Origin of the sequence: Amycolatopsis australiensis, assembly GCF_900119165.1 — a bacterium.
GTDB classification, from domain to species: domain Bacteria; phylum Actinomycetota; class Actinomycetes; order Mycobacteriales; family Pseudonocardiaceae; genus Amycolatopsis; species Amycolatopsis australiensis.
Map to the genome: position 1 here is coordinate 8,164,484 of NZ_FPJG01000006.1, position 12,515 is coordinate 8,176,998.

The 12,515-nt window shown below is 72.1% G+C and carries 11 protein-coding genes; 4 read left to right on the top strand and 7 right to left on the bottom strand.

Features of this window, described 5'->3' with window-relative positions; translation table 11 throughout:
- Positions 1 to 51 precede the first annotated feature (51 nt).
- A complete protein-coding gene (locus tag BT341_RS38975; protein ID WP_072480987.1) occupies positions 52 to 1,635 on the top strand; it encodes a glycoside hydrolase family 27 protein in 1,584 nt (527 codons plus the stop codon).
- Here BT341_RS38975 and pucD read toward each other — a convergent pair.
- Genes pucD through BT341_RS38995 form a run of 4 tightly spaced genes read right to left on the bottom strand, consistent with a single transcriptional unit; the run spans position 1,622 to position 6,535 of the window.
- The gene (gene pucD / locus BT341_RS38980; RefSeq protein WP_072480988.1) at positions 1,622 to 3,880 is read right to left on the bottom strand and encodes a xanthine dehydrogenase subunit D; all 2,259 of its coding nucleotides are present in this window, start codon (positions 3,878 to 3,880) and stop codon (positions 1,622 to 1,624) included. The two genes, BT341_RS38975 and pucD, sit on opposite strands and share 14 nt — an antisense overlap.
- Complete coding sequence (locus tag BT341_RS38985) at positions 3,877 to 5,217, bottom strand: 8-oxoguanine deaminase (RefSeq protein ID WP_072480989.1); 1,341 nt, start codon at positions 5,215 to 5,217, stop codon at positions 3,877 to 3,879. Before BT341_RS38985 ends, pucD begins: the two co-directional genes overlap by 4 nt.
- Positions 5,214 to 5,681: a (2Fe-2S)-binding protein gene (locus tag BT341_RS38990; protein WP_072480990.1), complete on the bottom strand. Its 468-nt coding sequence runs from the start codon at positions 5,679 to 5,681 to the stop codon at positions 5,214 to 5,216. Before BT341_RS38990 ends, BT341_RS38985 begins: the two co-directional genes overlap by 4 nt.
- Positions 5,672 to 6,535 carry an FAD binding domain-containing protein gene (locus BT341_RS38995; RefSeq protein WP_072480991.1) on the bottom strand — a complete coding sequence of 288 codons (864 nt, stop codon included), beginning with the start codon at positions 6,533 to 6,535 and terminating at the stop codon, positions 5,672 to 5,674. Before BT341_RS38995 ends, BT341_RS38990 begins: the two co-directional genes overlap by 10 nt.
- Before the next feature lie 121 nt (positions 6,536 to 6,656).
- Here BT341_RS38995 and BT341_RS39000 point away from each other — a divergent pair, with 121 nt between their 5' ends.
- Together BT341_RS39000 and BT341_RS39005 are read left to right on the top strand one after the other, a co-directional pair.
- Positions 6,657 to 7,973 carry a PucR family transcriptional regulator gene (locus tag BT341_RS39000; protein ID WP_072480992.1) on the top strand — a complete coding sequence of 439 codons (1,317 nt, stop codon included), beginning with the start codon at positions 6,657 to 6,659 and terminating at the stop codon, positions 7,971 to 7,973.
- A 1-nt stretch (position 7,974) separates the two neighbouring features.
- Positions 7,975 to 8,463: a MarR family winged helix-turn-helix transcriptional regulator gene (locus tag BT341_RS39005; protein ID WP_072480993.1), complete on the top strand. Its 489-nt coding sequence runs from the start codon at positions 7,975 to 7,977 to the stop codon at positions 8,461 to 8,463.
- Here the strand turns inward: BT341_RS39005 and BT341_RS39010 are convergent.
- From BT341_RS39010 to aceB, 3 genes are read right to left on the bottom strand one after another with little or no spacing between them, the layout of a single operon-like run.
- Positions 8,460 to 8,786, bottom strand: coding sequence for a DoxX family protein (locus BT341_RS39010; RefSeq protein WP_072480994.1), 327 nt, complete (start codon positions 8,784 to 8,786; stop codon positions 8,460 to 8,462). The genes BT341_RS39005 and BT341_RS39010 overlap by 4 nt on opposite strands.
- A 34-nt stretch (positions 8,787 to 8,820) precedes the next feature.
- Complete coding sequence (locus tag BT341_RS39015; RefSeq protein ID WP_072480995.1) at positions 8,821 to 10,008, bottom strand: DUF6986 family protein; 1,188 nt, start codon at positions 10,006 to 10,008, stop codon at positions 8,821 to 8,823.
- Entirely contained in the window at positions 10,008 to 11,585 is a 1,578-nt protein-coding gene (gene aceB / locus BT341_RS39020) for a malate synthase A (RefSeq protein WP_072480996.1), read from the bottom strand. Before aceB ends, BT341_RS39015 begins: the two co-directional genes overlap by 1 nt.
- Before the next feature lie 112 nt (positions 11,586 to 11,697).
- Here aceB and BT341_RS39025 point away from each other — a divergent pair, with 112 nt between their 5' ends.
- Positions 11,698 to 12,474 (top strand): IclR family transcriptional regulator, encoded by a 777-nt coding sequence (locus BT341_RS39025; protein ID WP_072480997.1) that lies wholly within the window; start codon positions 11,698 to 11,700, stop codon positions 12,472 to 12,474.
- Positions 12,475 to 12,515 lie beyond the last annotated feature (41 nt).

The window sequence follows — 12,515 nt, forward strand, 5'->3', positions numbered from 1 at the left end:
GGACACGGAAGCTGCTCTTCTCCTCCCCCACCGCCGTCGGTTGGAGCTGCCATGCGCCGGTTCTTCGCCGTCCTCGCCACCGCCCTCGCCGCCACCGCCCTCACTTCTTCGCCCGCGCGCGCCCTCGACAACGGGCTGGCCCGGACGCCGCCCATGGGGTGGAACACCTGGAACACCTTCGAGTGCAACATCGACGAGACGCTCGTCAAGCAGACCGCCGACCTCATGGTCAGCTCCGGGATGCGCGACCGCGGCTACACCTACGTCAACCTCGACGACTGCTGGATGACGCGCTCCCGGGACGGCAACGGCAACCTCGTCGCCGATCCCGCCAAGTTCCCCAGCGGCCTCAAGGCGCTCGGCGACTACATCCACGCGCGCGGGCTCAAATTCGGGATCTACGAGAGCGCCGGGACCGAAACCTGCCAGCACTACCCCGGCAGCCTCGGCCACGAGCAGGCCGACGCCACCCTCTTCGCGAGCTGGGGCGTCGACTACCTGAAGTACGACAACTGCGGCAGCTCCGGCAGCGACACCCAGCAGGACTACATCCGCCGCTACTCCGCGATGCGCGACGCCCTCAAGGCCACCGGGCGGCCAATCGTCTACAGCATCTGCGAATGGGGCAACTACGCGCCCGCGACCTGGGCGCCGGACGTCGGCAACCTGTGGCGCACCACCGGGGACATCACCAACACCTGGAGCAGCGTCGACGCGATCTACCACCAGAACGTCGGCCTCGCGTCCGCCGCGAAACCCGGCGCCTGGAACGACCCCGACATGCTCGAAGTCGGCGACGGCATGGACTTCCAGGAAGACCGCGCGCACTTCACGCTCTGGGCGGCGATGGCCGCGCCCCTCATCGCCGGCGCCGACCTGCGCTCCGCCGGTGTCGCCACCTTCTCGACCTACCTGAACCCGGACGTCATCGCCGTCGACCAGGACCCGCTCGGCAAGCAGGCCACGCGCATCGCCACCGGTGGCGGCCTCGACGTCCTCACCAAGCCGCTGCAGAACGGTGACGTCGCCGTCGTGCTGCTCAACGAGAACAGCACCACCCGGACCGTGTCGACGACCGCCGCCGCGGCCGGGCTGCCCGCCGCGTCGAGCTACCGGCTGACCAACCTCTGGTCGAAGGAGCTCACCACCAGCAGCGGCACCATCAGCGCGAACGTGCCGTCGCACAGCACCGTGAGCTACCGGGTGACCCCCGGCACCGGCAGCAGCATCGGTACCGCGCACCCGATCCAGGGCGCGTCGTCGTCGCGCTGCATCGACGTCAACGGCGGCTCGACGACCCCCGGCACGAAGGTCGACATCTGGGACTGCGACGGCGGCGGCAACCAGTCCTGGACGTTCACGAGCGCGGGCGAGCTGAAGGCCGGCGGGCTCTGCCTCGACGCCAGCGCGGGCGGCACGAGCGCCGGGACCAAGCTCATCGCCTGGACCTGCCACGGCGGCGCGAACCAGAAGTTCAAGCTCAACCCCGACGGCTCGATCACCGGCACGCAGTCGGGCCTGTGCGTCGACGTCACCGGCGGCGACAAGCCCGCCGGCAACGTCAACGGCACCCCGCTCGAACTCTGGGGCTGCAACGACGACGCCAACCAGAACTGGCTGCTCAAGTCCCGGTGAGGTACTCCGGCCGCACCGGGACGCGGGTGAGCGCGAGCCCGGTCGCGGCGCGGATGGCCGCCACGATCGCCGGCGTCGACGAGATCGTCGGCGGCTCGCCCACTCCACGCAGGCCGTACGGCGCGTGCGGGTCCGGGCGCTCCAGGACGTCGATCGTCATCGGCGGCATGTCCAGGACCGTCGGAATCAGGTAGTCGGTGAAGGAGGGGTTCCGGATCTTCCCGCCGGAAGTCTGGATCTCCTCCATCACCGCGAGCCCGAGCCCCTGCGCCGAACCGCCCTGGATCTGGCCGAGCACGGCCTGCGGGTTCAGCGCCTTGCCGACGTCCTGGGCGCAGTCCAGCGCGACCACCTTGACCAGGCCCAGCTCGGTGTCGACGTCGACGACCGCCCGGTGCGCGGCGAACGCGTACTGCACGTGCGCGGTGCCCTGCCCGGTCTCCGGATCCAGCGCGGAAGTCGGCCGGTGCCGCCATTCCACCGTTTCGTCGTAGACGTCGTCGCCGAGGACGTCCACCAGGTCGGCGACCACCTGGCCGTCGGCCGCGACGAGCTTGCCGCCGACCACCCGCACGCGCCGGTCGAACCGGGACAGCAGCCGCGCCCGCACCGCCGCGCAGGCGGCCTGCACGGCACCGCCGGTGACGTAGGTCTGGCGCGACGCCGACGTCGAGCCGCCGTTGCCGATCGAGGTGTCCATCGGCAGGATCGTCACCTGCTCGACGCCCAGCTCGGTCCGGACGATCTGCTGCATGATCGTCACCAGGCCCTGGCCGACCTCGCAGGCCGCGGTGTGCACGGTCGCCGCCGGTTCGCCGCCGACCAGCTGCAGCCGCACCCGGGCCGTCGAGTAGTCGTCGAAGCCTTCGGAGAAGCAGACGTTCTTGATCCCGACGGCGTACCCGACCCCGCGCACCACGCCTTCGCCGTGGGTCGTGTTCGACACCCCGCCGGGCATGTGCCGCAGATCGAATGGCCGCTCCGGCGGCATCGGCAGCTCGCGCACGCGGGTCAGCAGCTCCGCGACCGGCGCCGCGGAGTCGACGACCTGGCCGGTCGGCATGACCGAGCCCTCCCGCATCGCGTTGCGGACCCGGATTTCGACCGGGTCCAGGCCGACCGCGGCGGCGAGCTTGTCCATCTGGGACTCGTAGCCGAATGCGGCCTGCACCGCGCCGAAGCCGCGCATCGCGCCACACGGCGGGTTGTTCGTGTACGTGCCCCAGCAGTCCACCGAGACACTGTCCACTTCGTACGGTCCAATGCCGAGCGTCGCCGCGTTCGCCACCACCGCTCCGGTCGAGGACGCGTACGCGCCTCCGTCGAGGAACAGCCGCGTCTTCACGTACACGAGACGGCCGTCGCGCGTCGCGCCGTGCTCGTAGTACATCTTCGCCGGGTGCCGGTGGACGTGACCGTAGAAGGACTCTTCGCGGTTGTAGACCATCTTCACCGGTTTGCCGGTGTGCAGGGCCAGGAGGCACGCGTGCACCTGCATCGACAGGTCCTCGCGGCCGCCGAACGCGCCGCCGACACCGGCGAGCGTCAGCCGCACCTTCTCGGCCGGCAGGCCCAGCGCGGCGACGATCTGCTGCTGGTCGACGTGCAGCCACTGCGTCGCGACGTACAGGTCGACGCCGCCTTCGGTGTCCGGCACGGCGAGCCCGGACTCCGGTCCGAGGAACGCCTGGTCCTGCATGCCGACCTCGTAGACGCCCGAGACGACGACGTCCGCCGGAACGTCCTGAGGGCCGCGGCGGATCTTCACGTGCCGGACGACGTTGCCGCCTTCGTGCAGCGAAGGTCCTTCGCCCGCGACAGCGGCCTCGGAGTCCGTCACCGGAGACAGCTCTTCGTAGGAGACGACGATTCGCTTCATCGCGCGACGCGCGGTCTCCGGGTGGTCGGCGGCGACCAGCGCGACCGGTTCGCCCTGGTAGCGCACGACGTCGTCGGCGAGCACCGGCTGGTCGGCGTGCTCGAGGCCGTAGCGGTTGACGCCGGGGACGTCCTCGTGGGTCAGCACCGCGTAGACGCCGGGCACGGCGAGCGCTTCGGCGATGTCGATCGCCAAGATCCGGGCGTACGGGTGCGGGCTGCGCAGCGTCGCGCCCCACAGCATGTCCTCGTGCCACAGGTCCGAGGAGTACGCGAACTCGCCGCGCACCTTGACCGTGCCGTCGGGACGCCGTGGCGACGCGCCGACGCCGTTGGCCGTCTGCGTGGTGACGGACGTGGTGGTCATCGGTCCTCCCGCAGCCGGGCGCTCGCGGCCGCCAGCTCGCGGGCGATGGCGGACTCGTCGGCTTCGCGCAGCGTCCCGTCCTCGACGACGGTCTTGCCGCCGACGAACAGCCGCCGCACCGGCGGAGTCGTGCCCAGCACGAGCGCCGCGACCGGGTCGGTGATCCCGGCGTAGTTGAGCCCGGTCAGGTCCCAGACGGCGAGGTCGGCGAGCTTCCCGGGCTCGATCGACCCGAGGTCGCCGGCCCGGCCGAGGCAGCGGGCGCCGCCCAGCGTGCCCATCCACAGCGCTTCCCGCGTGGTCAGGCCGCGCGGGCCGCCGCGCTGGCGGGCCTGCAGCAACGCCTGGTGCAGCTCCTCGCCGAGGCCGCCGGACTCGTTGGACGCGGCCCCGTCGGCACCCAGCCCGACCGGCACGCCCGCGTCGAGCAGGTCGCGGACCGGGGCGATGCCGGCGCCGATCCGGCCGTTGGACGTCGGGCAGTGCGCCGCGCCGGTGCCCGTCGCGCCGAACCGGCGGATCGCCTCGGGCGCGAGGTGGATGGTGTGCGCTAGCCAGACGTCGTCGGCGAGCCAGCCGAGCTTGTCGGCGTACTCCGCCGGGGTGCAGCCGACCTCGGCGAGGCACTGCCGTTCCTCGTCCAGGGTCTCCGCGAGGTGGGTGTGCAGCCGGACGCCCTTGCGCCGTGCCAGCTCGGCCGCGCCGGACATCAGCCGCTCGGTGACCGAGAACGGCGAGCAGGGGCCGGCGGCGATCTGCAGATGGGACTCCGCCGAGGCGTCGTGGAAGCGGTCGATCGCCGCTTCGGTGCCGGTCAGGGCATCCTCGGTCGGCTCGACGATCTGGTCCGGCGGCAGGCCGCCGTCGGACTCGCCGCGGTCCATCGACCCGCGCACCACGTGCAGCCGGACGCCGATCCGCTGCCGGGCCGCGACCAGCGCCTCGACCGGGTCACCGCCGTCGCGGGGAAAGACGTAGTGGTGGTCGGCGACGGTCGTGCAGCCGGTGAGCGCCAGCCGGGCCATCCCCGCCGTGCCCGCGGCGTGCGTGATCTCCGCGTCGAGCCGGCCCCAGACCGGGTAGAGCGCGACCAGCCACTCGAAGAGCGTGTGGTCGGCGGCCAGCCCGCGGGTCGCCCACTGGTAGAGGTGGTGGTGGGTGTTGATCAGGCCGGGCGTGACCAGGCAGCCTTCGGCCTCCACGCGCTCGTCGAACTCGCCGGTGTACACCCCTTCGCCGACCTCGGCGATCCGGTCGTTCTCGACGACGACGTGCCCGCTCGCGTACTCCGCACCGCTGACCGTGGCGATCGCGGCGTTGGCGATCAGCGTCCTCATGCGACACCACCCTTCGCGGCCGCGCGCACGGCGTCGAGGATCTTCTCGTAGCCGGTGCAGCGGCACAGATTGCCCGCGAGCGCCTCGCGGATCTCTTCGTCCGACGGGTCGGGGACGCGGCCGAGCAGGTCGTGGGCGGCCACGACCAGGCCCGGCGTGCAGAACCCGCACTGCACCGCACCGAAGTCCACAAAGGACTGCTGGACCGGGTCGAGCGTGCCGCCGTCGGCCAGTCCCTCGACCGTGCGCACCACGCGGCCCTCGGCCTGCCCGGCCGCGACCAGGCAGGCACACACCGGGACGTCGTCGAGGTAGACCGTGCAGGAGCCGCATTCGCCCTGCTCACAGGCGTTCTTCGAGCCCGGCAGGCCGAGCCGCTCGCGGAGCACGTAGAGCAGGCTCTCGCCTTCCCAGACGTCGTCCGCCTGCCGCGGCTCGCCGTTGATCGTGACATTCAGGCGCATGCGCGCTCCCCCGTCCGGTGTTCGTCCCAGGCCCAGGTCAACGTTCGCCGCGCGAGTACCCCGAGCGCGTGCTTCCGATACGCGGCACTGCCGCGGACGTCGTCGATCGGCGACGCGGCTTCGGCCACCAGGTCGCCGAAGCGGCGCTTCAGGGAGTCCGGCAACGCCGGTGCGGACGTCCACGGCAGCTCGGCGGCGAGGAACTCCTCGGCCGCGCGAGCCCGTCGGGGGGTCGGCGCGGCGGACCCGATCGCGGCGCCGACCCGGCCCTCGCGCAGGCACAGCGCGAAGGAGCAGACCGCGATGACCATGGCGTTGCGCGTGCCGACCTTGGCGAACTGCTGCGGCCCGGCGTGCGCGGGCAGGTGGACGGCGGTGATCAGCTCGTCCGGCTCGAGGGCGTGGCGTTTCACGCCGACGTAGAACTCCTCCGCGCGGAGGAGCCGGGTCCCCCGGACGGAGGCGGCCTCGATCCGGGCGTCCAGGGCCAGGAGCACCGGGTGCGTGTCACCGGCGGGCGACGCGGCGCCGAGGTTGCCGCCGACCGTGCCGCGGTTGCGGATCTGGGGCGAGCCGACCGTGCGGGACGCCATGGCCAGCGCCGGGACGGATTCACCCAGTTCGGCGATCACCCGGGAATACGGCACGCCGGCGCCGAGCCGCACCGTGCCGTCCGATGTGGACCACTCCGTCAGCTCGGGGACCGTCGTCAGGTCCAGCAGGGCTTCGGGGCGTCGGTGGTCGAAGTTCAGCTCGACCATGACGTCGGTGCCGCCGGCGATCGGCACCGCGCCGGGCCGCTCGGCCTTCATGGCCAGTGCCTCGGCGAGCGTCGCGGGACGCAGGAACTCCACGGTTGCTCCTTGGTGAGGGCGATAGACCAGTAGACGACGGATCACGGGCCGGCGGCAACGGCACGTCGCATGAAACGCACAGGAGCGAAACCGGGTGCGTTTGTGCTTTCCTACAAGCCTGATGACGACCGTGAAAACTCTGCTGGGCCTGCCGGGGCTGCGGCTGCGGCCCCGGGCCGGGAGCGACCTGCTCGACCGGCCGGTGACGCGCATCTACGTGACGGAGCTGTCCGACCCCGGACGGTACCTGTCGGCCGGTGAACTCGTGCTGTCCGGGCTGCTCTGGTGGCGCGAGCCGGGCGACGCGGAGCCGTTCGTGGCCGCGCTGGCCCGCTCGGGCGCCGCGGCGTTGGCCGCGTCCGGCGCCGATTCCGGCGGGATCCCGGACGACGTCGTCGACGCCTGCGTCCGGCACCGGATCCCGCTGCTGGAGGTACCGGCCGACCTGTCGTTCTCGGTGATCACCGAGCAGGTGGTGCTGGCGCTGGCGGCCGCGTCCGACAGCGCGCGCAAACGTTTGCAGGCCGCTGCGGACGCCCCGGTGGAGACGCTGCTGGAGCGGGCCTCCGCGGAGCTGGGCCTGCCGTGCTGGGTGCTGTCGGGGTTCGGGCGGGTCGTCGCCGGGACCTCGCCGCTGCCGTCGCCGGGCGCCGACGTCGTCCGCCGGTACGCGGCTCGCGAGCCCGGGTCGTTGACCGTCGTCCCCGTCGAGGGGCGGCACGCGGTGCCGTGGCTGGTCCTCGTCGGCGGGCCGCTGAGCACCGCGCAGACGGAGCTGGCCGAGGAACTGGCCGGGCTGGTCGGTGTCACGCGGGCGCGGTCACCACGGCCTGAAGCGGAGTTGCCCGATGAAGCGCGCGTTGTCGCGTTGCGGACCGAAGGCAGCGAAGAAAGCGAAGACGTCCTACGGGAACTGCTGCCCGACGGGCTCCTGCTCGAGTCCGCCGGGGATACCGCGTACGCGGCGACGACGCTTCGGCCCTCTTCGACAGAGCTGTCCACAGTGGAGCCGCTGCTGCGCGCGAAGCGAATCCTGTGCGGTGTCAGCGACCCGGGCCCGCGAGCGGAGGCGTGGGAGTCGGCGCGGTACGCCCTGGAAGTGGCGTCCCGGCGGCGCATCACGGTGGTGGCGGCCGGGGAAGTCGGCGCACACGAGCTGCTGCTCGCCGGGGCTCCGGACGGGCTGCGCGCGGCGCTTCGCCGTCGCGTGCTCGGGCCGTTGCTGGACTACGACGCCGAGCAGCACGCGGACCTGGTGCACACGGTCCGGGTGTTCCTGGAGTGCTCGGGCTCGCCGACCCGGGCGGCGAAGGCGTTGCACGTCCACGTCAACACGCTGCGCTACCGCATCGGCCGCGCGGGCGAGCTGCTCGGCGCGGACCTGACGGAGTTCGCCGGCCAGCTCGACGTCTACCTCGCGTTGCGCATGGAGGAGTGAAGTGGATCCGGAGATCACCTCGGCCCGGCAGGCGGGGTACGACCCGCGCGTGCTGGCCTTCGGGCGGCTGCAGGGGGCGGCGAACCGGCTGGAGTACCTGCTCGGGCGGGCGCTGGAGCGCGAGTGCGGGATCACGCACCTGATGTACGAGGTGCTGCTGATCGTCGGCCGGGCCGGGGCCGACGGGCGCACGATGCGCTCCATCGCGCAGGAGCAGGTGCTGACCACCGGCGGCGCCACCCGGCTCGTCGACCGGATGGCGGCGCTGGGCCTGGTGACCCGCACGCCGTCCCCGCGCGACCGGCGGGTCCAGCTCGTGCGGCTGACCCCGCTGGGCGAGGAGACCACCGTGCGGGCCAGCCGGCTGCACGTCCAGAACATCGAGCAGTACTTCTTCCGGCCGCTGCCGCCCGAGCACCGGGAGCGGTTCGCCGAGGACCTGCGGACGCTGAGCCACTTCGCCCGTGACGCGCTGCCGCGGCTGCGTTAGAGCACCGCCGCGACCGCCAGCCCGAGGAACAGCAGCGGCGCGGCGCCGGTGGCGTACTTGCGGGCCTTGACGTGCGCGACGATGGCCCCGACGTAGAACAGGACGAGCCCGATCCCCGCGGCGATCCCGAGCGGCTGCACGCCCAGCAGGCCGAGCAGGAGACCGGCCGCCCCGGCGAGCTTGAGCGTGCCCAGCACGGGCAGCCAGCCCGGCGGGACGTCGACGGCGGCGGAGGTGGCGAGGACGAACTTCGCCTTGGCCAGGTCGGCGAGGCCGATGGCGGCGTTGAGCACGATCGTGGTGACGATGACGGCGGTGTGCATGCCTGCCCGACGAACCGCGCGCCGGAAAGGTGACTCAGTCTTCGCGGCGGGCGTACTTCTCCAGCTCCGGACGGCCGAACGGCAGCTCGCCCTCGTCCAGCGCCCCGCAGTCGAGGCCGCGCAGCAGGTAGACCGCCAGCGCCTGCGCCGTCGCCGGTTCGTCCAGCACTCCTCCGGCCGTCTTCTCCGCGTACGCGCGCAGCCGCTCCACCGCCGCCGGAAAGCCTGAACGGTAGAACGTGTACGTCGCCGCGAAGCGGGTCGGCAGCTGGTGCGGGTGCAGGTCCCAGCCCTGGTAGAAGCCGCGCTCCAGGGACCGGCGGACGAGGCGGAGGTGCTCCGCCCACGCCGACGGCAGCGCGTCACCGATCGGGAGGCGGTTGGTCGAGCCGTCCGACAGGCGGACGCCCGTGCCCGCCGCCGCCACCTGCATGAGGCCCTTGGCCAGGTCCGCCGCCGGGTGCTCCATGCTCTGGTAGGCCGCCGCGATGCCCAGGCCCGCGCTGTAGTCGTAGGTCCCGTAGTGCAGGCCCGAGCACCGGCCGCCGGCCGCCTGCACGATCCGCGCCACCGACAGCGTGCCGTCCAGGTCCACAATGGACTGGGCGGTCTCGATCTGGACCTCGAAGCGCAGCGCACCGGCGGCGAGCCCGTACGCGGATTCCAGGTGTCCCAGCACTTCCGCGGCCACGGACACCTGCTCGACGGCGGTCACCTTCGGCAGCGTGACGACGAATCCGGGCGGCAGCGGCCCGTTCTCCAGCAGGCCGGCGAGGAACAGGTCCAGGGTGCGGATCCCGCGCCGGCGTGTCGCCGCCTCGAAGCTCTTGAAGCGGATGCCCGTGAACGGTGTCCCGCCCGTGGTCGCCAGGGTCCGCCCGGCCGCCAGCGCGGCCGCGTCCTCGACGTCGTCCGGCACGCGGCCGTAGCCGTCCTCGAAGTCGATCCGCAGGTCCTCGATCGGCTCGGTCAGCAGCTTCGCCCGCACGCGCTCGTACACGCCGGCGTCGACCTCGAGGAGATCGCCGTGCTCGACGAAGACCCGCATCGCCTGCTTGCCCCAGTCGGCCACCAGGCGCGTCTTGTACCGCGACGCCGGGACGTAGACCGTGTGCACCGGCTGCCGTCCCGGCCGCTCCCCCGGGTACGACGCCGCGACGCGCGCGTCGGCCGCAGCCAGGCGCGCGTCGGCGGCGTCGTAGACGTCCTCGGGCAGGCGCACTACTTGATCTTCTCGTAGGCGGGCAGCGTCAGGAAGTCCGGGAACTCGTCGGCCAGCGCGACCTGCTCGAACAGCTCCACGGCCGGCAGCAGCCGGTCGGCGGGCAGCTCGCGGGCCAGCTCGCCGCGGACGTCGGCCAGCACGCCGCGCACCAGCTCCGACGTCACGACGTCGCCGGTGTCCAGGGTCGTGCCGTTCTTGACCCACTGCCAGACCTGCGAGCGCGAGATCTCCGCGGTCGCGGCGTCCTCCATCAGGTTGTGGATCGCCGCCGCACCGTTGCCGCCCAGCCACGACGCGATGTAGCGGACGCCGACGTCGACCGCGGCGCGCAGGCCGGCCGCCGTCGCGCTGCCCGGCGTCGAGGCGACGTCCAGCAGCTGGTCGGCGGTGACGCTGACCTCGTCACGGGTGCGCTCGAGCTGGTTCGGCTTGTCGCCGAGGACCTTGTCGAACTCCTCCTTGCACAGCTCGACCATGCCGGGGTGCGCGACCCACGACCCGTCGAAGCCGTCGTTGGCCTCGCGCGACTTGTCCGCGTGGACCTTCTCGAAGGCGCCCTTGTTGACCTCGGGGTCCTTGCTCGGGATGAACGCGGCCATGCCGCCGATCGCGAACGCGCCGCGCTTGTGGCACGTGCGCACCAGCAGCTCGGTGTAGGCCCGCATGAACGGCGCGGTCATCGTGACGGAGTTGCGGTCCGGCAGCACGAACTTCTCGCCCGCGTCACGGAAGTACTTGATCACGCTGAACAGGTAGTCCCAGCGGCCCGCGTTGAGGCCCGAGGCGTGCTCGCGCAGCTCGTAGAGGATCTCCTCCATCTCGAACGCGGCCGGGATGGTTTCGATCAGCACGGTCGCGCGGACGGTCCCGTGCTCGATGCCGAGGGTCTTCTCGGCGTGGGTGAAGACGTCGTTCCAGAGCCGCGCTTCGAGGTGGCTCTCCATCTTCGGCAGGTAGTAGTACGGGCCCTTGCCGCGGCGGATCAGCTCGGCCGCGTTGTGGAAGAAGTGCAGGCCGAAGTCGACGAGGGCGCCGACGGCCTCGCGGCCGCCGAAGGACAGGCCGCGCTCGGGCAGGTGCCAGCCGCGCGGGCGGACCACGATCGTGGCGTGCTCGACGTCGTCCTTCAGCGCGTAGCTCTTGCCGCCGCTTTCCAGGGTGATCGTCTCGCGGATGGCGTCGTAGAGGTTGACCTGGCCGGAGATGACGTTCTTCCAGTGCGGGGTGTTGGCGTCCTCGAGGTCGGCCAGCCACACCTTCGCGCCGGAGTTGAGCGCGTTGATGGTCATCTTGCGGTCGGTCGGCCCGGTGATCTCGACCCGCCGGTCCCGCAGCGCGGGCGGGGCGGGGGCGACCTGCCAGTCGCCCTCGCGGATCTCCTTGGTCTCGGGCAGGAAGTCGAGCCTGCCGGTGGTCCGGGCCTCCTCGCGACGCTTGCTCCGCGCCTGGAGCAGCTCGTCACGACGGCCGGCGAAGGCGTCGTGGAGGCCGGCGAGGAACTCGAGCGCTTCCGGCGTGAGGATCTCGTCGCCGCGCTCGACCGGGTCGCCCAGCACCTGGACTTCTGAAGACATGGGGAAACACCTCGAGGGTTCGGATCTTTGGATAACGTCCCTACGGTTTTCTACCAGCCGGACTATAGTTTCTGCATAGCGGAAGCTCAACGCCGACGTAAGGAGGGCCACCGTGCCGGCGGAGAAGAACGGTCGCGACGGCGGCGTCCAGTCCCTGCAGCGCGCCTTCGAGCTGCTGGAACACCTCGCGGACACCGGCGGCGAGGCCAGCCTGTCCGAGCTGGCGACGCTGTCCGGGCTGCCGATGCCGACCATCCACCGGCTCATCCGCACCCTGGTCGACCTGGGGTACGTCCGCCAGAACACGAACCGCCGCTACGCGCTGGGCGCCCGCCTGATCCGGCTCGGCGAGAACGCGAGCATGCAGTTCGGCGCGTGGGCACGGCCGCTGCTGGCGGAGCTGGTCGAGGAGGTCGGCGAGACGGCGAACCTCGCGGTGCTGGAGCGCGACGAAGTCGTGTACGTGGCCCAGGTGCCCTCGAAGCACTCGATGCGGATGTTCACCGAGGTGGGACGCCGGCTGCTGCCGCACGGCACGGGCGTCGGCAAGGCGATGCTGGCACACCTGCCGGAAGCGGAGGTGCGGGCTCTGCTCGACCGGACCGGGATGCCGGCGTACACGCAGCACACGTTCACCGACCCGGACGCGCTGGCGGCCGAGCTGGCCCGGATCGCTTCGCAGGGGTACGCGCTGGACGAGGCCGAGCAGGAGCTGGGCGTGCGGTGCGTCGCGGTGGCGGTCCCGGGAGCACCGGTCCCGGCGGCGGTTTCGGTGTCCGGCCCGTCGGGACGGCTGACCGCCGAGGCGGTGGCCCACATCGCCCCGGCGGTCCAGCGGGTGGCGGACGCCCTCGGGGCGAGCCTCGCCCAGGCACCGCTGTCAGTGTGACCAAAAGTGATAATTCATGACTCAACGTGACACCGATGGAA

What these genes read in the sequence shown, in the direction of transcription:
- pucD (WP_072480988.1), bottom strand. Translation starts at nt 3,880, where the DNA reads ATGACCACCACGTCCGTCACCACGCAGACGGCCAACGGCGTCGGCGCG.
- BT341_RS39000 (WP_072480992.1), top strand. Translation starts at nt 6,657, where the DNA reads ATGACGACCGTGAAAACTCTGCTGGGCCTGCCGGGGCTGCGGCTGCGG.
- aceB (WP_072480996.1), bottom strand. Translation starts at nt 11,585, where the DNA reads ATGTCTTCAGAAGTCCAGGTGCTGGGCGACCCGGTCGAGCGCGGCGAC.
- BT341_RS38990 (WP_072480990.1), bottom strand. Translation starts at nt 5,681, where the DNA reads ATGCGCCTGAATGTCACGATCAACGGCGAGCCGCGGCAGGCGGACGAC.
- BT341_RS38975 (WP_072480987.1), top strand. Translation starts at nt 52, where the DNA reads ATGCGCCGGTTCTTCGCCGTCCTCGCCACCGCCCTCGCCGCCACCGCC.
- BT341_RS38985 (WP_072480989.1), bottom strand. Translation starts at nt 5,217, where the DNA reads ATGAGGACGCTGATCGCCAACGCCGCGATCGCCACGGTCAGCGGTGCG.
- BT341_RS39010 (WP_072480994.1), bottom strand. Translation starts at nt 8,786, where the DNA reads ATGCACACCGCCGTCATCGTCACCACGATCGTGCTCAACGCCGCCATC.